Consider the following 19,344-nt stretch of genomic DNA (forward strand, 5'->3'; position numbering starts at 1 on the left):
ACAGGGGCTGGGGCATAATAGGCAGTAAATTGAAACTCTCCTTTTTTAAATCCGGCATGATTTTCAGGCCAGCCTTCGCTTTTATACCAGTCAAATTCGTTTTTTATGCTGGTTAAATATTTTTGAAAATCCCCTTGGGCGGCTTGGGCAAGAGCAAGCATTTTTTTGTTGGTATCAAGGCACCATTCCTGACGTTTGAACTGACGTCCAGCAATCGTTATCTGTTGAAATTCGCCGCGGCTTTTGCTGCAGTTTTTAATTTGGTTATTTAATGCCTTGATTACTTCATTCATATTGCCGACAGGATTATCTAACGGCAGTTCTGATGCTGAAATTTTATGAAATTTAAAACGTAATACACCAGGTTCTTTGGCCGCCATTTTTTGTCGGGAAGAAAAGTCTGCTAGGCGTCTGACATCTAAACAGCGCTGAATGGGATCTTCTGGCAAGGCTGCTTCTGCGGTAATGCAAAAGATCATTAATACACTTATTAACGCTGAACGAAACATGAGAGTCCCTTCGCTTATTTGAGTTGGTAATAAAAGATTATATCGGTTATTGCCCTGCTATCAAAGAGTGTATTTGGTCAATAGCTATGTTCTTTGAATAGTAGAGTGATTTAGCGTCTTTTCAGACTTTTTGTTGTATCACTTTCGGTGAATTTGTATCATGTACCAAATACCAAACAGAATTGACATGAGACCAAATCATCTATTAAAAATAACTCTGGCAAGTGCCTCTCCTAGACGTTTCCAAATATTACAAGAGCATGGATTTAATGCGAATGTCTTTCCTGCCAATATTGACGAAATTCGCCAGGAAAATGAAGACGCGCGAACCTATGTCACTCGATTAGCGCGAGAAAAAGCTCAAGCCATTTTACCGCAAATTGGTACGGACAGGACTGATTTAATTCTGGCCGCTGATACCACTGTGGCCTATAAAAACCATATTTTAGAAAAACCTTCTGATCCTGCAGATGCATACCGAATGTTGCAGATGCTAAGCGGCAATACTCATGAGGTATATACTGGATATGCTTTAATTCAATTACCTGAACAACAGTGGTTAGTGGATTGTGCAGTGACCAGTATTACATTTCATACACTGACAGAACAACAAATACACCATTATGTGGCATCAGGAGATCCCTTTGATAAGGCTGGAGGTTATGGTATCCAGAATGTATTTGAAACCTTTGTCAAAGAAATAAGAGGATCTTACTACAATGTGATGGGCCTGCCCATTGAAGACATTATGGATAAAATCCCTCTATTCTCTATCTAATGATGCGAGGCAATTTTACTTGCCTCCAAAGCAGACATTAAGCGTTACTTCGTTACTTTTAGGGAGCCAATGCCCATAATCTTCCCCATGCCAGCGTTTGCTTTCCTCTAATTTGTCTTTAACGATTTGCTGTGTAAGGCCTCGACGCTCAATCCATTGCTCACAACGCTTTTTAATCTGATTACGAATTTGGAATCGCATAAAGCTATAGCGACAGGGATTGTATGCTTCATTTAAATTATCTGAAATATAGGGTTTTAGCAGAGTCTCTCTTTTAACATGTTTGGAAAACTCCCATTTATCACCGTTTAGTACCAGAATTGGGGGAATGGTGCGATTGCCTATTTTTACGCTATGGGCTATATTCATATAAAACTTCCATCCCGAATAATTTGCTGATAAATCACCATTGGAATAGACCCCATTTATTAATGTGCCTAAATAGGTTTGTTCAAGAATTTGACCATAGGTAACAATTGCTGAATGCGCTGTTTCTGCCGACTTACCGTGATTCAGGAAATACATATACATTGTATAATAGGTATGCCCCATCATGAAAAAATGGCCTAGTTTATCAGTGCCAAAATAATAACCATACATATTGATGGTTGGTGCGAGGCTAATTACTGACAGCGGTGCTTGCGAAAATACAAGCCAATAAACAGTGTTCCAAGGCAATAGTGATTTATAGAATATGGGCTTGGTCTCTCCTGGTAAATGCCCCCAACGCATCCAGCGCGGAAATCCTGGTCCGGTTTTCTTATATACCAGATCGACGAGATAGGAATCATTGCGCCGCGAAGCCAATTTGGACGCTGCAAGCCGGCTATGTTCTGCTTTGGGCAGTAGCATTTGAATTTCTGTGTTGGTCTGAGCCATTACTTGCTCAAGCACTTCATACAGTTTGTTACTTGCTGTTGGGCCTATATCTTGAAGCTCAGTCGGGGGTAACGTGAATTGATCCGTTTCTTCTGCTTGAACTGCATGGGTTCCACTAAGGCTGAAAAGTACTACTAAAAAAAAGATCCGTCTAAAAGTCATGATACTCATCTGTCTGTTGAGTCAGGGCATCATTTAAATACAATAGTGTCCTGCTGTCCAGAGTAATACCAGGAATTTATTTTCTTGCCAGGGGCTATTTCTCAGGCTTACTTAAAGGACTGAGAGAAACGGTAAACCATGCATTCCATCCTGATGCTCGATTTTTCGCCTCGAATTCTTTATATCCTTTTAGATTAATAAAAACCTGAGCCTGATCAATGGAGGTACTATACCCAATTTGAGGACCTGCACCAAAAACTCGGGACTTAAAACAGCCCACAAAATTTCGCGTGCCTTTATCACAGGATAATTGTTGGTATGCATATCCTACAGCACCAAGCTGGGTCTTGTTTGCTAAAAATTTAGAGGCGCTTAGATCCCAATGCATGTCAACGCCGTTTTGATACAGGGTTTATTTATTTTCAAAATTATAGGTCCAGCCTATTACTGAAGAGAACTCGTGTCCTTGGTCATAATTAAAATAAGTGTATCCCAGACCGCTATCTATGCTGTTATGATTGGTACCTAAATTCGCTAATCGCTTCGCATTATAAGCCCCTACAGGCAGACTTCCTCCCAGATAAAGCATGAAATTATTGGCTGCCTTATTCCAGCGCAGACTAAATAACGGTGCCAAGTCACCAAAAGCAATTATTTGTTCACTTAGTGCACTACCCAGTGTAAACCCCGACCCCAGCCCCAAATTCCCAGAAACAGTAGCATTCACTCCAGCCTTACTTCGACCATACGGGATGGCCATAGCCAAGGTTGCTTGTCCATTTAATAGATTTTGTTTAAATGTATAACTGGGGATGGCAAAAAATAAATTAGCTTCTGCATCAAGTTGCACATCGAGATTTCCTGTAAACTGCGACTGAATGTTTTTTAAAGTAACCTGTCTGGCAAAAGCCACATTTTCCCCTGCATTAACAGTAGAATTATAATAGATTGATGCCAGAGATAATCCTGGCTGTAATGGAGCTGCGGCGAGAGTTCCAAAATAACCAGGAACCCAAAAACCAACCCGCCTTCATCTGCATGTGTAATGGAACAACCAACGGTTAGAATGAAGAAATTTATTAGTACCAGTAACCATTTACTCTTTATGCTATTTACAACTTTTTTCATGCCAGGCCCGTTTGTATGAGGAGAAAAAAGAAAGGCTATTGGCCATAGACTTCATTCTATTGGGTGAATTAATTTTTTATAAAAGAAAAACTATAAATACAATAACAGTATTTTTAAAGTATGTAACATATTGTTTCTATCTGGAAAATTAAAAAAATATTCTGAGTATTTATAATGTGCTGAGTTGTTTTTTTTGATTTCTTTGTCGGACGGCGGCATTCAATACAATCCGCGAAACAATCTGAAATTAAAACGATAAAAAGAGCCTTGAGCAGGCAAAGGGACGTGCGGCTGTATTTGGTTATGTACCTAATACAGCGGTATTTATAAAGATACTTAAGGTCTCATCGCATATGATGGAGCAGGGGAGGAATCATCTGATTGAGTATGTGCCATCATCGTCTCTTGTAACTCTTTTTTAATCCGCTCTAATTCTTTTTTATTACACTCATCGAACAGATTTATTCTGAGCAAATCATTTTTAGCAGTAGCTAAGTCTGCAGTTACCCAGGCTCCACGTTTTCTACTCTGTCTGATTGCAAAACGAACTCCTAAACCATCCAGATCTTTATCCCATTTTATTTCGCTCTTATTGGTATAATCATGGAGTAATAACGTGCGTTTTATGATGAGTCGGTCAAGAACAACTTCTCTATGACCGCAATAAAAATGGCGTATGCTTATAGGAAAATCTTTTTGTTCCTTACCTATGGTTTCACACCAATATTTTTTTATTTCATCGACGTTCCAATCAGGCCAAGACCTAATATAAACGCTCAGCATCTCTTTAAGAGGCAACCAATTGAAACTGTGTTCATTGTATTTAATTCCCGCCTTTTCATAAGCTATTCCTTGCTCTTCAATTTCTTGTAGTTGGCACAACAGGCTATATCTTAACTCGTTACCTGTTTTATCTTTGGGAATGCTATCTAAAATGAGGCGACACATGTCTTTTAGATCCATGGCCCATAATGCATATTGGAATGCTGTGATGCGTTTAAATACTCGACCAGTGGGATCTGCGATTGTTCCATACCTTAAAAGCAGTGTAGGGTATTGTTCCAGGATTAATTTTACTTTGCCCAAGTTGCTCTCTGTCACATTTTTTAATAAAACAGGGAACAAACGCTCGGGTTGATACCCGTGATAAAAACGTTGGCAGGTAAGTGTAAACGCATTTCTGCTTTCCATATTGGGGAGCTGATTACCAATGTTAAGTATTAACTCATTAGGTAAGAGCTCAAAATAATTGTGTTCTTCTTTTTCTTGGGACACCCTGTACTCCTAAAGCCTTTTTGGCTAGTGTACATTGCCATTGCTTTTATTCAAGCCCATGATAGCATGAGCTTATACAATCATTAACTGTGACTCCATCTGTCGAATTTTTTGGTAATCATGGAAAATAGACTCTCTATCTCCGGCTAATGCAACAATTCCCATGCTGGTTAGATAATCTACTGTTTGGGGTACCTGATCACCATTGGTAAACCAGATATGCTCACTGAAAAAAGTTGGTAATTTGTTAATACCAGCAAAGACTTCAATATTGGCAATGGTTCCCTGGGCAGGAGAGTTCAAAAAGACAGGCACCACCGTTTTTTGGAATACGAATTTTTTTGTTGTCACATCGCCATCAGCATACAGCTCTACTAATTTATCGGCCTGACTACTGCCTGTTGCCTCTCGAGCAAATCGTACCACCGGACCACCACACATTCGTGCCCCCATTTCTATCAGGAGAGGTCCTTCTTTGGTCAGCATAATCTCATTGTGAGCGGCCCCCCAGCGAACGCCTAATGCATCCAGCGCTTTTTGAGTATAAGAGAATAATTCCCTATGTTCTTCTTCATTGTACGCGATGAATTCTACGTAGTCATAGACCGTTTTGCGATTATTGGTGGAGCACTTATTGTATTTAATTAAATGCGTTAAATAATGCACCCCATGAGCACTCACAGTACCTACAGCATATTCTGTCCCCATGACCTGTTCTTGGACAACTACTGTCTTGCTGCTATTGCCCGTGGTTTTCGAGGGCTCAGTCAAAACACGCCGAAACGCTTCTTTCCAATCCGCTTTTGCTGCAATGTGAAAGACCTTATCACTGCCGGCAGAGATTGGCGGTTTTATGATAAGGGGAGAGTCGGTTAACTCATTTTCTGCAAGCCAGGCTGTCACTTCATTTTCTGATGAAGTATTCAATGTCTTGATAATAGGAATTCCTGCTTCTTTCAAGGAGTCTTGCATCAGTGCTTTATGAATTCTATTTAATGATTTTTCAGGATCATTGGCGAGTTGAGGTGTGAGGCTTGTTGTCAACATTTGGGCTAGAGGAACCCCTTCTTCTGTGCCTGGAATAATGGCAAGAGGATTGTATTTTTTTAGGATTTCCACAAGATTGGGTTGCTCAGGGATGATTGCAATAAAGTCAGATGAATGGATGTTCGCTCCAAATCCTTTCCAGTCCATGGATTTAAGAGTGATTGCAATAGCCGGTATCCCTCGTGCTTTAAATGCAGGAGCCAATTCTATCCCGGACGATAAGGGATCAATGATAACTACAGGTCTATTCATCTGATATATTCCTTTTTAGTTTCTGTTTATAAAATTAAAATAACTCACCACAAGGCGCTCCATTCTAATAAGGATTCCATCTGGTCCAGTGGAGCGGCTGAATGAATGTAAGCATCTGGTCTTACCAAAATTGCCTGGTTTATATAGCGAGTGCATGCTCTTCCTGAATATTCTTTACATTGAGCGGGATCAATGTGAATGACCTGGATAAACTTTGGTACCGTGGGAAGTACGTCACAAGAACCAAAGAGCAGTAGGGTGAATTTTGTGTAGTCCAACAGTGAGTAAATCCGGGTTGTGGCTTTTCCATCGTTTATTGTAAAATCAAAGAGTCGGGAGCCACTGAGCCCTTGGTCCTCATAACGAATTCCCATGCCTGTAATATTGCCCGCATGTTGTTCTACAATTTTAACGTAGTCTTCAGCGTGGGTTCCTGTGGGGGAATATTTTGTGGCACGAACCAGCTCTCCTGAGGTCTGAATCACGGTTTGTGCGACGGCCTTACGTTCTTTTTCATAGCTTTGTAATAGTTCTTCCGGTGCATCAAAATGAAGCACCGCATTTAACTTCCACATGAGATTGAAGGCATCAGCAAGCCCTGTATTGAGTCCTTGGCCTCCGTTAACTGAATGAATATGGCATGCGTCTCCGGCAAGAAAAATACGATCTTCTGCGACGAATTGCTCAGCAACTGATTCTTTGACGGAGAATTGGGAAAACCAGACTATCTTTTTAAAACTTAAGGAATGGGGGTGCATGGCATTATTAATTTTGCTAATTGCTTCCTCAAGGGTAAATTCTTTCGTGTCCATGCGAACGTAAAACCGGTCAATTTCACCTTCTCTGGGAATCCACGCCACGTCAGATGATTCCGCCTGGAAAACAATAATCTCGGGAACTTTGATAAAGTCTGTATCTATAATGCCATCTATGACTGCCCAGACAATTTGTGGTCGGGTGATGTCAAAAGGTATTTTAAAGTGGCTTCGAACAAGGGACTGAGAACCATCGGCACCAATCAGGTAGGGTGATTGAATCTGCTCTCCATTGGATAGCGTGGTGAGACATCCTTTCTCATTGAGCTCAATGTTGGCAATTGCTGTGGAACGTTTTACGGGAGCTTCTAGTTCTATCAGTTTTTTATCTAACAGGTTTTCTACATAGGATTGCCCCAGCATCAGAAAATGTTGATGAAAACAGCCTTCCAGTGCTTCCCACCATGAGGATTGTCTGGAGATAAAGTTTCCATTTGCCCATACGGAACTGGTATTGCAGGTTTTTCCTAAAGAATAAAGTTCAGCAAATAAATTGACCAGCTCAAGTAATTGTAACGAGCGTGCATTAAGGGCGTCAGCTCTTCCTTCTTTTAATGAATGTTCTGTCTTATCGGCAATAATAATGCGTAAACCACAAAGTTGTCCCAGGTAGGCACACATAAGGCCTACGGGACCAGCTCCGACAATGACAACATCCGCATTCTGTACGCTCATACATAGGACTCCAAACCAGGATTAGCAAAAGGGGTCTTGCTTAAAACATGAACCCGTTGCAGGTGGCGAGGCGATTTGGAAGTAAAACCTTCTCTCCCATGTAACAAGGAAAAATTATCAGCAATAACGACATCTCCAGTTTGCCACACATGAGCATAGAAATTTTTAGCGGAGTAAAGTGCTTGCTCTAAAGTCTGATGAAATTGCTCTAAGGCTACAGAGTCAACACCACTAAATTCAAGTTCTGGCGGATTTACAAAGTCCCCCTTGTCTTCGGCAGGAGGTTCATTATAGCGAATGATGGAGAACCCCTTTTGCGGGTGTTGGGTGATGACAGGAGATATGGTCTTGCTGTCATAAAACTCCATTTTTCTTTTATAAGTACCTGTGACCTTGCCCCAAAGTTCTTTTTCTTCAGAAGATGCATGTTCTAAAACCAGGATGGTGTTTGAAAAGGTGGTTCTTCCTCCTTGTTCTGATAAGGGGGCTTTGACGCAATGAAATATTTGGTATTCAGGAACCTGGGGGCGATACATTCCATCCCAATGAAGAGGGACGTAATGATGATCAAAGATATGATCTTGCGGATTTTCTTGCTCAATTAACTCAAGTACTGTGCCAAAAGGCCAAATGCTCACTTCGCCCCATTGGCCACAATAGTCAGAAAAATCCTCGGAGTTTTTAAACGTTTCAAAGCCTCTTAAAACCAAGAGTTGCTCCTGCCCAAATAAGGTGCGTAAGCTCTCTATATTCAGGGTGTTTACTGGTGTCTTGGGACTCATCGCTTCGATAAGCATGCCAAAGGGTTTTATGCGCGTTATTTTATATTCCATTTTACACTCCTGTCATTAAGGTATAATGACTGTGACGCCCATTCGATGAGCACATTAATGTAGCACCTAGAGCTTCTGCTTCTGAGCGTTTCAGCAAGACATAGCCATTTTTGTTTTCAACTGCAACGCCATGCCATGGGGTCATCCAGCTTTCATTGCCTATTAATCGAATTCCTAATTTTTTTGCCCCGCAGGTTTGAGGATGAATAGACAATCGCACCGCCTCGGGGAAATGGACTTCAAGTAACCGGCTCCAGGCATTGCTTCTCCTAATCACCTCATATGCTTTCTCGCGTGCTTCTTTTTGAATGGCAGTACGGCTTTTTGTTTGACCTTGATGCATGGCATCTTCAAATAAAAAGCGAGTGATGCCCCGATACATTCTATTGGCTTCTTGTTCATCAGGGCTTGCTAATGGCTTTGTACCGTTACGAACCTTTTTCCGGAGAACATCTAATGAGCTTCCATAACTGTTCATGAGCTCAATGCGCATTTGAACGAAGTGAATATTCTGATAAAAGTCATCAAGGTTAAACGTTGAGATGCTTGTCAGTGCCATTTCTTCTATAAGATTATCCAGTTCTGCCTGATAGGCACCCACATGGTGCTCCATCATCCCAACTACATCACTAAAAACACGCCCATCTGAACACAACATTATCTTAATGCCCGGCGTATATATTTTCTTTATTTGCAGGCATAGATTGCCAAGAAAACGAAGTGACAGCTGTTCTGCAAAATCCGGTAGGTGACCCAATACTTTTTTAGGATTTGGTGACTTGCCGGGAAAAGCGGGCAATATAAATGTTATTGGTTTGTTCTGTTTAACGGCAGAAAGTATTTGAGGTAGATGTGGTGAAGTGCACTTTGAGCAATAGAGATCATTGCATGAGGATGTGGACTCTGGAACACGACGAAAAACCATGATTTCTGCTAAGATTCGTTGGGATAGTTTCATCAAAGAAGAGTTATTTGAAGACTTATTGATAGCAAAATTTTTAATTAACTGATCCTGTTTTTTCATTAAATTAAATGCTGAATTAGTCATTTTTTCACCTCCAAAAACAATAGTACACACCTTATTTGTATAAATAAAATGACTAATTTCAATTGTTGTGATAAGTTTTATTTATGTCTTGTTTCAGCGAGTCTTGCTATGTCTTTGCTCTTGGATGATATAAAATATTTTATCGCGGTTAGTGAAACCCTTAACATCACAAGGGCATCTGAAATCATTGGAATATCTCAGCCTGCACTTAGTTATGCTGTTAAAAGACTTGAGAGCAAACTTGGTGGTGAGTTGCTGATAAGACTTAAAAATGGCATTCAGTTAACGAAACTGGGAGAAGAGTTCAAGAAGCGTTCCCATCGTTTATTATATGAATGGGAGCAGGCGCAAAACCTGGCTCATCCGGAATCAGGTCTTATTCAAGGAAGCTATACTATTGCTGTTCACCCTTCAGTTGCTCTATACACGCTGGAGTATTTTTTACCTAAACTTCAGGTTGATTTTCCTGGCCTTGATTTTAATTTTATTCATGGCCTTTCACGAGAGATGACGGAGCGGGTGATCAGCTGGGAGGCTGATTTTGGTATCATTGTTAACCCTATCGAGCACCCTGATCTGGTGATTCGAAAGTTATGCACTGATGAAGTAACCATTTTTTATGCAGAGGGCGCTCAGAATAAGCTTATCTATGATAAAAAACTCGCGCAATCACAATACATCCTGCAAAAAATTCACAAGAAGATTCACTTTAATGGGATGCTTAGTTCCTCTAATCTGGAAGTTGCTGCTAAATTAACCGCAATTGGCCTTGGCTACGGCATTTTGCCTGCCAGAGTTGCTGCTCAATACACTCATCTTAAAAAACTAAACGATGCCCCTGTTTTCAACGATGATATTTGTTTGGTGTATCGGCCTGAAAAACATAACAATGTTGTAAGCAAAGACATTATTCAGGCCATTAAAATGCTTTCTTTAGACTCATCAAGTCAATAATTAGCAAGGCTGCAATGAGTTTGGCTCATCAGAGGGAGACAATTCTTCCGCAATATTTTTGGCGGATAAAGTATTCGTCGCCTGGAAAAAACTATAAGAACTACCTAGGGCGCCAATAACCCCTGAGACCAAGATAAGAGGAGCCAACCCACCTGTTAATACTGTTGAAGCAATAGAAAGAGCAAGTACGGACGCCGCAAAAGCCAATGCCGAAAACGCCATACTGGTATACAAAAACAATCTGGAGTATTGACTTGCAATTTCCGGATGGTTTTTTGCTTCTATATGGAATTTAGCATTAGACATGACTCGTCCGCCTGTTGTCACCGGACAGGGAATAAAGCTCGGCCAAAATATAGGGCCAATAAGGTGATTGAGGCTAACGTTTGACAAATCAGGTTCAGGAACATTGGCATATTTGGTTAAGAACCATTGTGCTGCAACCGCACAATTTTTACCTAAAATAGAGGCTTCATCTTTGGTTGTCCGCCAATATTTGTTCCATTCTACGATGATTTCTTGCGGATCTGCATCTATATCAAAACTGTATGTTGAACTTGCCTAGCTAATATAGTCCCGAGGGCTTTGCCTCCAAAAATGTCTTGGGTATTCCCAACGGTTGATTCCATAATAACAGTGAGGGTTGGTTGTTGTATTTTCCAGCACGATTTCACTATGGGAAAAAATACCGTGAAAATTCAACAGATGTACTTTAATCTTGGCCATATTAATTAATTTCTTGCTGACGAATTTATGGTCGTTATTGTACAGAGTGATTGTTAACAAAATCTTAACTCATTGTTCTTGTTATACGGTTTGCTGTCGGAATAGAATAAATTAATAATAACCAGGCATTACAACAGGATTAGAAATAAAAAAGATGTGATAATGAAAAGCATCAGTAAGTAATCTGGAAGCAAAGGTGTAATGAATTGATCTTGCTCTACAAAAAAATCCCACATTAGGTTTTTGCTAATGTAGAATTGTTATGAGCAATCTGTATCTACTGTCGTATTGGATCACATATGAAAGACACCCGTACTGAATTTTCAAAGAACGTGATTGAACTGATTCAATCCATACCTAAAGGACACGTTACTACTTATGGGCTGATTGCGAGGCTGGCTGGCAATCCACGAGGTTCACGTCGTGTGGGATGGTTACTTCATTCAAGTACCCAAAAATACGATCTGCCCTGGCAGCGAGTCATCAGAGCAGATGGCAGTTTATCTTTTCCTGACCATTCCCCAAATTTCATGATGCAAAAACAGCTACTTGAAGCCGAAGGCATTGCCATTCAAAACGGTCGCGTTGATTTAAACAAATTTCTTTGGAAGGGGGAATCACTGCAAGGTGAAGCTGATTGGTTTGAATTGCTCTAGTACTCAGGTGAAACAAACTATTTTGCGAGTGCTGATTCTTATACGCTTCCACTGGATTTAAATTTTATTTGTTGGAAATTCATGTTCTACATCTGGAATGGGCTCGTTGCTTTCTTTTATATTATTTAAAGAGTCTTTAAAATCCCTTGTAACGGTTTGGTTGCTATTTGTTTGGGTGTTCTTTTTATGTACTTGTGCTTCCTCTGCTTTTGGGGCTGGCGTCATCCAGGGTTCCAAAATCATAACCCCTTCATCCTCTGATTCAAATTCAGTTAAATCATTGGGGATGTCGTTAGGTGATTCTGAAAATTGTGCGAGAAAATTATTCAATAAATTGAGCTCTTCTGCGTCAGTATTTTTATTCTCATAATCCAAATCAATCAGTTTTTCTTCTATTTGTCGAGGCGTTAACTTCTCACATTCTTTTAAAAACTCTTTATAATCCCCCATAGGGTATCTGATGCGGAATTCATGTTTGAAGTATCTTTCTGCTGTATCACTAATGTTTTTAAATCTTGAACGTTGTTCTTTATAGAGAATATTGAGTTCGTTTAACTCGTCATTTTCTGATTTCGCTTTTGACATTTTAATTCCACAGCATGCACGTGATATGTGTAATTATAGCTCAATTCTTTGTTTGTTTGCCGTGGATTGTAGTGGTATCTATATCTAGATAAATGTCAGGATAAGGCCTGTTTTTACAGGCCAGTGTTGTCACTGAAAAAAGCAAATCACCGTAATCCTTTGTTTTTTATCGAAATTACTTTAGCCAAAATAACGCAATCCAATAGCCTCTCGGACTTCTCCTAAGGTTTGTGCTGCGACTTTCTTTGCAGTGGCCGTGCCAGAAATTAAAATATCCATTACTTCATCATGTTTAAAACTATTTCTCTTTTCTCTAATTGGTTCAAGCATTGCTTGTAACGTCGTATTTAACAGGCTTTTAATTGTAGAATCTCCCAGACCACCTTTTCTATAATGGTCTTTTAATGAGGCCACTTCTTCTTGATTTGGGTGAAATGCATCCAGATAATCAAATACAACATTTCCTTCGACTCTACCCGGATCACTTATTTTTAAGTGGGCAGGATCAGTGAACATGAGAAATACTTTGCGTTTTATCTCTTCAGATGTATCGGAAAGAAAAATCGCATTTCCCAGAGATTTACTCGCTTTTGATTGGCCATCTATTCCAACCAGACGAGGAGTTTTGCTTAAAACAGGCTTTGCTTCTTTGAGACAATCGGTATTATAAATTCTATTAAACCGTCTCACAATTTCATTGGTCTGTTCAATCATTGGAACCTGATCATCGCCCACAGGAACCACCTCTGCTTTGAATGCAGTGATATCTGCCGCTTGGCTTACTGGGTAGCAGAAAAAACCTGCAGGTATGGATGAGTCGTACCCTTTTTGTTGAATTTCTGTTTTTACTGTTGGGTTTCTTTCGAGTCGGCCTAAAGTAACAAGATTCAAATAATAGACGGTAAGCTCGGCAAGCTCAGGAATATGGGATTGTACGAAAATGGTACTTTTTTGTGGTTCAATACCTACCGATAAGTAATCTAGCGCCACCTCATAAAGGTTGTCTACTATCTTACTCGGATTTTCAAAATTATCAGTGAGGGCTTGAATGTCAGCTATCATGATGTATTGTTCATATTCATCTTGCAGCTTAATTCTATTCGCTAAAGAACCAACATAATGGCCGAGATGCAATTTACCAGTGGGGCGATCCCCGGTTAAGATAATTTTTTTCATTGAAAACCCTAATAAAACTCATAAATAATGCGGCACTATAACAGAAAAACAGGGACTGTTGACATATCGCGCAATAAACTAAAGATTGAGTAAAGCGTGTTTTTAATAACACACCCTTACAATTAATATCATCCAGTTTCAGGAAAACGTAAAGGCTATGTTCTCAATTAAAATGAGCAGATACCATTGCCATACTTCAATAAAAATCGTGAATAGTCACTCTGGCAATAAAAAACGAATTGAGTATACTGTGTTTTCTCTATATGCAAGGGGTAAGCAATGTACAACACAAGGAATTTTTTAACTGAGAAAAGTAATCATCTAATTGACTGGAATAGGCCTGGAAGCCTGTTTTTTAGCAATCATCGATATTCCCAACGAGAATTGCTTGAGCGCGGATTTGTTATTACCAGTACTGCTGTCATGGGATTTTTAGCTTGGAATCAATCAACAGCTGGAGGAGCTCTACCATGTGCCTTGGGTGCCTCAATAGGATTTATGATTTCTCATACTATCACTATGTATCCTCTCATTTATAAACGGCTTAAAGCACAATGGGCTTGTGATGAATTAAAAACTGAAATTAATATCCTTTTAGAAGAAAAGTTACCTAAATTTGTCACAGTAACACATTCAGTTATAGATCAAGTATTACACTATTCAAAGTCCAGAAGTGCTTCTGAAACCTGGGGATGCCGTGAGCGCTTATTAACTAACTTAAAACACATGTTAAGCGATCAATCATTATCCACGGAACAATTGCGAGAAATTCTGGAACATGAAGATATTATCGGCATGTTGGAGGTAAATAAATTCGACAATATTTCTTCTGATGTTAATGCAAGTACCCAGCGATTTTGACATAGAGCACTAGCCTCACTGCCATACGTTAAGGATTTTGGCCGTCATCCTTCGCTGATTCAGGAGATCCTTTGCGATGCTCAGGATGACGTACTTTTTTTACTTAAGAGCAGTGAGAGCAAGCCTGATTGTTGGTCAGTATTTTTTGGAGTTTGAGCATACTCATGGATAAATTAATACAAATAGCTGACTCACTTTTGGCTATTGCTCAAAATGGCTTACTTTTTACAAAAGATCCTTTTGAGAAAGAACGATACTTACAAATACAAAAAATTGCAGCATCCATTCTTGCAGATAAATCAGGATTAACTTCTGACAAAATCATTGAGCTATTTAGTTGTGAAAAGGGTTATGCAACTCCTAAATTGGACGTACGAGGAGCTGTTTTTAAAGAGGATAAAATTTTACTCGTTAAAGAACGTTCTGATCAGTTATGGACATTGCCAGGAGGCTGGATTGATATTAATGAGTCTCCAAGTGAGGCCGTGTGCAAAGAAATCCTGGAAGAGTCTGGATTCGAAACAAAGGCGATAAAATTAATGGCGTTATTTGATAAAAACAAGCACGCTCATCCTCCTCAATTACCTCATACTTATAAGATATTTTTTATATGCCAATTAATCGGTGGTGAGAAAAAAACGAGTATTGAAACAGCCGAGGTAGCGTTTTTTACACGAGATCAATTACCCGATTTATCATTAAACAGGGTTATTCACTCTCAGATTATACGCGCTTTTGAACATTGGAACGATATGCATTTACCTACAGATTTTGATTAATATTATCCTCCTGTAGAGGCTAACATAGGTTTGACATAATTCACAGTTTGGCCTCATACTGCAAAACTGTCCACTACTCGTAATCGCCTGTAAGAAGCAATCGCAATCTGATAACCCGGGTATGTTCTCTAAGTTGGAGTAAAATTGTTACTTGCTGCATTTTCTGTGGGTAATGCGTTTTCTCGGAGTTCCTTTATCTGTTGCTTATATTGTGATTGGTCGAGGGGAACTGGTGGTTTTTTTTCAATACTCGGTTCAACTTGCGGGTCAGACTGATGAGTACTTGGGCTGATTGGGAGAGCTTTTTTCATTGCATTGTGCATCGTTGAATGGCTTGAAGGCTCTGTTGAAACTGGTGCCTGAGCAGGGGTAGCCTTGGGTGCAATCTTATTATTCAGCTGATGCTCATAACCAACTAATGCCTCATCTAAAATCGATTCTTTTTGTGCTTCTAATTTCTGTTCTGCAAATTCAGCATCTTGTCGCGCAGAAAGATTTTCTATTCCCCATTTTATAAAACTAATCGCTGACAACGTAATACCAAAACCGATTAAGGCAGGAAGTACAAAAGGTGGTGCGGCAACACTACCCGCTATAAGCATTATACCTATAACCGATAATAGTGTACCGGCTGTCGCCATGGATGTTGTGCCTACAGAAAAAGCTACTTTTTCATTAGAGACTGAATTATCGAAAGCCAGTTTTTTGATGGACGGTGTAATTTTTTCTATCTCATTATCTATTTCTACAATGTCATTTTGAAGGGTTTGAATTTCTTCCAGTTGATTATCTGTAGTTACATTGGAGTTGAATGTCGCAATTGTGCTTACCAATTCTGCTAATTTCTCATCCCGCTTTTTATATAATTCTTGAAGTAATGCCGGCGGTTTTTCTTTATCACTGCCAATCGTTATATTTTTCTCTTGTAACACGTCAGCAATAAAATCTCGTTCCTCGGCTAATTTATTCTCTTTATCTTCGGATAAATGTTTTTGCGCGAGTTTGTGTTTTAATTCAACAGCACGTATTTCTAAAAGCTCATCATATTCTTCGCCATCAGGAATTTGGCGTAATTCTAATGCTTCATTAAATGCATTCGTTTTATCATAAGCATTGGATGTTTGATATTTATTAATACTTGCTCCAAGCAATCCAACACCTTCCAATACAGTTATCATGGAGGAGACTACTGTACCAATTATTGCGGCAGCCATAGCCCCCATAGTAAAAGCGGTAATAGAAAGAGCACCTATGGTGACGAGCATCCCTGTTGCAAATAATTTTTGCGGTATTGACGTTTTAGGATCTGTTAGAACGGATATAGATTTTGGTATTAAAGAGACCATTTGAAGAAAAAAACCAACCACGGGTAAACTTTTATTGGCATTTAATATCGAAGAAATAACACTAAAAAAACTGCTCACCCCAGTTGATATGGTCGATGCAATATTGCTGCCTTGATGTACTTGCTCCAAGAGCATTTGCTCATTTTTCGTTTGTTTATGAATCTCTTCTTTTAATTGATTCATACTCTCAGATAGCGGGAGAGAATGTTTGTCTTTAGTCATTGCAAGGCTCATCATTAATGATCTTGTATAATTTTAGTATTAATTGTTTCTATTATGCAATATCTGGCTCCAGCTATTTTTAACGGTCTTTTGATGGAGGTTTATTTTTTTACCCATCTCACCAAGGAATGTAGCACGAACTGTGAAATCTTAAATAAAAGAGCATTCGTCAGATCACGCAAAAAATGGCATCATAGTTCATTGCTTCAAGCACGTACTGGATCATTCCAAGTGAAGAGAAAAGTACTACTAATCTATGTATGCTCACAGCTGACAGGAGGAGTGTTTGCCATGGATATGACTATTGTTACCGTAGAACAACCGCAATATTCTGCGGTTTTAACCAGCAAGGCAGAAAAGATAGAGTTTCCATTACATCCCTCAGATAAAGAACTCATTGTCTCAATGAAGGCAAAACTGATTGAATTGGGTGGAGTAGGGCTCGCAGCTCCCCAGGTCAATCAATCAAAGCAGATCATTGTCATTTATATTCCCGATGAAGCACGATTACTGAGAGATAATATCGACTCTACCTATCCGATTCATGTGCTGATAAACCCAAGTTATGAGCCTGTCCAATCAAAAGGTAAAATAGAGGATTACGAAGGCTGCTATTCCGTGTCATCGAAGGCAGGGAAGGTTCTACGATATCAGAGCATCAATGTCCAGTATGTTGATGAGCAGGGACGAGAACACCAGCAATGCGAAACCGGATTTTATGCCAGAGTATTACAACACGAAATAGATCATCTCAACGGGGTGTTGATTACCGATCATTTGACCCCTGATTGTATTCAGGGAACTGTTGGCGAAATGAGGGTTATGCGTCGTAATGAATTATCTAAGAAAAAACAGGCACTGTTTGATGAGGTGATGCAGAAAAAGATGAAGAAATAGCGTGTTTATTAAGTTTGTAACCTATTCATTGCTTAACCTCCATACCTTCTCTTTCACACTATTTCAGGGCCTATAAGATTTTTGCTGATGTCGCATCCAAGCTGGAAATTGAATTAGGCCTTCAAATAACCAATCATCGAACCCGTAAAAACCATTCAGAAAATCTTGCTGACGATATGGAGCATCACTCAGGTATTGAAAGTTTAATTAATTGGATGAAACGTCACTGTAAAGAAAAAATAGAAGCAGCTAGAAGCTGGAAGGAGATTCATAGCATTTTAGCAGAACATGGGTTGATGGTTCGTATTAAAGCCAATGGTTTTGTGTTCTGCAATGTCCAAGGGTTTACTGTTAAAGCAAGTTCAATTTCCAGAACCTTTTCTAAAAAAAATCTCGAATCCAAGCTAGGTTCATTCGTACCATCCTACCCAGAAGATGATGAGCCTGCATCAAATGTTTATCATTATGAACCATTAAATAAAAAGGTACTTGGTTCTGCGCTATATGCTAAATATCAGCATGAAAAATCACACAATAAATGTTTTGTTTCAGACAAACTTAAAAAGTTGCGTGAGGCCAGAATAAAACTTATTGAAAAGGCGAAGAAACGAGGACGAATTAAACGAGCAGCTTTGAAGTTAATGAATCTTTCTAAAGCACAGAAGAAGTATCTCTATCAGCATATAAACAAAACGCTGCTTCATGAGATTGATAACATAAGAAAAAATTATGTAAAAGAACGTAGTCAGTTATTGGATTCTTATCAAAACAAAACCTGGGCTGACTGGCTGAAACAAAAAGCACAAGGCGGTGACCAAAATGCTTTAATGGCAATGCGGTATCGTAATCGTAAAAATAAACATGATTACACCATATCAGGATCAGGCCCTTCTTTTTCTTCCTCTTTAAATTTTGGACAAATCGACTTGGTTACTAAAGAAGGTACGGAGATTTATAAAAAAGATAACAGTATTATTAGGGACAATGGAAAGGAAATTATCATTTCTAAAGGCGGGTCTATTCCTGCGCTTAAACGAGCCTTGGAAATGGCAAGGCAGCGCTATGGTGACTGTATTTGTGTGAATGGGTCTCCATTATTTAAAAAGATTATCTTGCAGATTGTTATTCAATATCAAATGCCAATCACTTTTGCTGATTTGGATTTGGAAAGACAACGTCAAAAACTAAATTATGAACAGGAGAAATATAATGAACAATCAAGATCAAACCATCGAGGAAGAGCTTCAGGAGGCTATGAGGCTGCCGACTCTTTCCGCTCTAGACAAGGCGCGCCAGCCAAAGATCACCACAGCTTGCGAAACGTGTCCCAATGCGATGTGGTTCAGCTCCCCAGAGGAGGTCAAGTGCTATTGCCGGATAATGCACCTGATCACCTGGAGCGGAAAGGATTCAAACTTGATAACCATGTGCGACGGGAAGTTTCTCGATTAAAAACGAAGGAAAAAAACTATAAAAATTGAAACTCCTGTTGAGCATTTGAAGTCATAGCCTTGATAGTTTGCTAGGGGAAACAGGATGGTCGTGGCTTTTAACCTGTTGCATTGGCGAGTGAATTTTGGGAGCAGGGATGTCCCTGAATTTATAAAAAAGTATGGAGAGCAGTTGAAAGATAAGGAAAAATAACTAAATAAGATATTGCAAGTGGTCATAAAAATTGTGATAATTACCAGCAACCAGCAACCAGCAACCAGCAACCAGCAACCAGCAACCAGCAACCAGC

The 19,344-nt window shown here is 39.5% G+C and carries 16 protein-coding genes and 3 pseudogenes; 7 read left to right on the plus strand and 12 right to left on the minus strand.

All coding sequences use genetic code 11. From position 1 onward, the window contains the following. Positions 1-509, minus strand: a pseudogene (locus tag Q0495_RS05555) (murein transglycosylase); the annotation flags it as partial. Between the two features lie 187 nt (positions 510-696). Between Q0495_RS05555 and Q0495_RS05560 the strand changes: the two are divergent. Beyond that, complete coding sequence (locus tag Q0495_RS05560; protein ID WP_298623962.1) at positions 697-1,287, plus strand: nucleoside triphosphate pyrophosphatase; 591 nt, start codon at positions 697-699, stop codon at positions 1,285-1,287. A gap of 15 nt (positions 1,288-1,302) precedes the next feature. On the opposite strand, the gene Q0495_RS05565 is transcribed toward Q0495_RS05560, so the two are convergent. The 7 genes and pseudogenes from Q0495_RS05565 to Q0495_RS05595 form a co-directional block, all read right to left on the minus strand. Beyond that, on the minus strand, positions 1,303-2,328 hold the full coding sequence (locus tag Q0495_RS05565) for a hypothetical protein (protein ID WP_298623964.1): 1,026 nt from the start codon (positions 2,326-2,328) through the stop codon (positions 1,303-1,305). A 94-nt stretch (positions 2,329-2,422) separates the two neighbouring features. Next, positions 2,423-3,241, minus strand: a pseudogene (locus Q0495_RS05570) (transporter). A 551-nt stretch (positions 3,242-3,792) separates the two neighbouring features. Continuing rightward, the gene (locus tag Q0495_RS05575) at positions 3,793-4,731 is read right to left on the minus strand and encodes a hypothetical protein (protein WP_298623966.1); all 939 of its coding nucleotides are present in this window, start codon (positions 4,729-4,731) and stop codon (positions 3,793-3,795) included. Between the two features lie 72 nt (positions 4,732-4,803). Beyond that, on the minus strand, positions 4,804-6,030 hold the full coding sequence (locus tag Q0495_RS05580; RefSeq protein ID WP_298623968.1) for an ATP-grasp domain-containing protein: 1,227 nt from the start codon (positions 6,028-6,030) through the stop codon (positions 4,804-4,806). Positions 6,031-6,074: 44 nt separating this feature from the next. Further along, the gene (locus tag Q0495_RS05585) at positions 6,075-7,520 is read right to left on the minus strand and encodes an FAD-binding protein (RefSeq protein ID WP_298623970.1); all 1,446 of its coding nucleotides are present in this window, start codon (positions 7,518-7,520) and stop codon (positions 6,075-6,077) included. Continuing rightward, the gene (locus tag Q0495_RS05590; protein WP_298623972.1) at positions 7,517-8,353 is read right to left on the minus strand and encodes a TauD/TfdA family dioxygenase; all 837 of its coding nucleotides are present in this window, start codon (positions 8,351-8,353) and stop codon (positions 7,517-7,519) included. The genes Q0495_RS05585 and Q0495_RS05590 overlap by 4 nt, the downstream gene beginning before the upstream one ends. 1 nt (position 8,354) lies before the next feature. Beyond that, positions 8,355-9,401 (minus strand): isocyanide synthase family protein, encoded by a 1,047-nt coding sequence (locus tag Q0495_RS05595; RefSeq protein WP_298623973.1) that lies wholly within the window; start codon positions 9,399-9,401, stop codon positions 8,355-8,357. A gap of 108 nt (positions 9,402-9,509) precedes the next feature. On the opposite strand from Q0495_RS05595, the gene Q0495_RS05600 reads away from it, so the two are divergent. Further along, a complete protein-coding gene (locus Q0495_RS05600; protein WP_367274389.1) occupies positions 9,510-10,355 on the plus strand; it encodes a LysR family transcriptional regulator in 846 nt (281 codons plus the stop codon). Here Q0495_RS05600 and Q0495_RS05605 read toward each other — a convergent pair whose 3' ends face one another. Next, positions 10,356-10,661 carry a hypothetical protein gene (locus tag Q0495_RS05605; protein WP_298623977.1) on the minus strand — a complete coding sequence of 102 codons (306 nt, stop codon included), beginning with the start codon at positions 10,659-10,661 and terminating at the stop codon, positions 10,356-10,358. 719 nt (positions 10,662-11,380) lie between these two features. Between Q0495_RS05605 and Q0495_RS05610 the strand changes: the two genes are divergently transcribed. Then, positions 11,381-11,737: an MGMT family protein gene (locus Q0495_RS05610; protein ID WP_298623979.1), complete on the plus strand. Its 357-nt coding sequence runs from the start codon at positions 11,381-11,383 to the stop codon at positions 11,735-11,737. Positions 11,738-11,794: 57 nt separating this feature from the next. Here Q0495_RS05610 and Q0495_RS05615 read toward each other — a convergent pair whose 3' ends face one another. Continuing rightward, positions 11,795-12,322 (minus strand): hypothetical protein, encoded by a 528-nt coding sequence (locus tag Q0495_RS05615; protein ID WP_298623981.1) that lies wholly within the window; start codon positions 12,320-12,322, stop codon positions 11,795-11,797. 180 nt (positions 12,323-12,502) lie between these two features. Further along, entirely contained in the window at positions 12,503-13,498 is a 996-nt protein-coding gene (trpS, locus tag Q0495_RS05620; RefSeq protein ID WP_298623983.1) for a tryptophan--tRNA ligase, read from the minus strand. A gap of 279 nt (positions 13,499-13,777) precedes the next feature. Here trpS and Q0495_RS05625 point away from each other — a divergent pair, with 279 nt between their 5' ends. Both Q0495_RS05625 and Q0495_RS05630 read left to right on the plus strand, forming a co-directional pair. Continuing rightward, entirely contained in the window at positions 13,778-14,359 is a 582-nt protein-coding gene (locus tag Q0495_RS05625; protein ID WP_298623985.1) for a hypothetical protein, read from the plus strand. Positions 14,360-14,523: 164 nt separating this feature from the next. Further along, the gene (locus tag Q0495_RS05630) at positions 14,524-15,138 is read left to right on the plus strand and encodes an NUDIX hydrolase (protein ID WP_298623987.1); all 615 of its coding nucleotides are present in this window, start codon (positions 14,524-14,526) and stop codon (positions 15,136-15,138) included. Positions 15,139-15,266: 128 nt separating this feature from the next. Here the strand turns inward: Q0495_RS05630 and Q0495_RS05635 are convergent, their stop codons facing one another. Next, positions 15,267-16,706 (minus strand): T4SS effector SidA family protein, encoded by a 1,440-nt coding sequence (locus Q0495_RS05635; protein ID WP_298623989.1) that lies wholly within the window; start codon positions 16,704-16,706, stop codon positions 15,267-15,269. Between the two features lie 291 nt (positions 16,707-16,997). Between Q0495_RS05635 and def the strand changes: the two genes are divergently transcribed. Together def and traI are read left to right on the plus strand one after the other, a co-directional pair. Continuing rightward, on the plus strand, positions 16,998-17,603 hold the full coding sequence (gene def, locus Q0495_RS05640) for a peptide deformylase (protein ID WP_298623991.1): 606 nt from the start codon (positions 16,998-17,000) through the stop codon (positions 17,601-17,603). 62 nt (positions 17,604-17,665) lie between these two features. Next, positions 17,666-19,084 (plus strand): annotated as a pseudogene (gene traI / locus Q0495_RS05645) (TraI/MobA(P) family conjugative relaxase); the annotation flags it as partial. Positions 19,085-19,344 lie beyond the last annotated feature (260 nt).

The sequence above is a fragment of the uncultured Legionella sp. genome (assembly GCF_937871865.1).
In the GTDB taxonomy this organism is placed as follows: domain Bacteria; phylum Pseudomonadota; class Gammaproteobacteria; order Legionellales; family Legionellaceae; genus Legionella.

Coding starts and splice junctions, on each gene's coding strand:
- def (WP_298623991.1), top strand. CDS start 16,998: ATGGATATGACTATTGTTACCGTAGAACAACCGCAATATTCTGCGGTT.
- Q0495_RS05595 (WP_298623973.1), bottom strand. CDS start 9,401: ATGACTAATTCAGCATTTAATTTAATGAAAAAACAGGATCAGTTAATT.
- Q0495_RS05585 (WP_298623970.1), bottom strand. CDS start 7,520: ATGAGCGTACAGAATGCGGATGTTGTCATTGTCGGAGCTGGTCCCGTA.
- Q0495_RS05625 (WP_298623985.1), top strand. CDS start 13,778: ATGTACAACACAAGGAATTTTTTAACTGAGAAAAGTAATCATCTAATT.
- Q0495_RS05615 (WP_298623981.1), bottom strand. CDS start 12,322: ATGTCAAAAGCGAAATCAGAAAATGACGAGTTAAACGAACTCAATATT.
- Q0495_RS05580 (WP_298623968.1), bottom strand. CDS start 6,030: ATGAATAGACCTGTAGTTATCATTGATCCCTTATCGTCCGGGATAGAA.
- Q0495_RS05600 (WP_367274389.1), top strand. CDS start 9,510: ATGTCTTTGCTCTTGGATGATATAAAATATTTTATCGCGGTTAGTGAA.
- Q0495_RS05630 (WP_298623987.1), top strand. CDS start 14,524: ATGGATAAATTAATACAAATAGCTGACTCACTTTTGGCTATTGCTCAA.
- Q0495_RS05635 (WP_298623989.1), bottom strand. CDS start 16,706: ATGACTAAAGACAAACATTCTCTCCCGCTATCTGAGAGTATGAATCAA.
- Q0495_RS05590 (WP_298623972.1), bottom strand. CDS start 8,353: ATGGAATATAAAATAACGCGCATAAAACCCTTTGGCATGCTTATCGAA.
- Q0495_RS05605 (WP_298623977.1), bottom strand. CDS start 10,661: ATGTCTAATGCTAAATTCCATATAGAAGCAAAAAACCATCCGGAAATT.
- Q0495_RS05560 (WP_298623962.1), top strand. CDS start 697: ATGAGACCAAATCATCTATTAAAAATAACTCTGGCAAGTGCCTCTCCT.
- trpS (WP_298623983.1), bottom strand. CDS start 13,498: ATGAAAAAAATTATCTTAACCGGGGATCGCCCCACTGGTAAATTGCAT.
- Q0495_RS05565 (WP_298623964.1), bottom strand. CDS start 2,328: ATGACTTTTAGACGGATCTTTTTTTTAGTAGTACTTTTCAGCCTTAGT.
- Q0495_RS05610 (WP_298623979.1), top strand. CDS start 11,381: ATGAAAGACACCCGTACTGAATTTTCAAAGAACGTGATTGAACTGATT.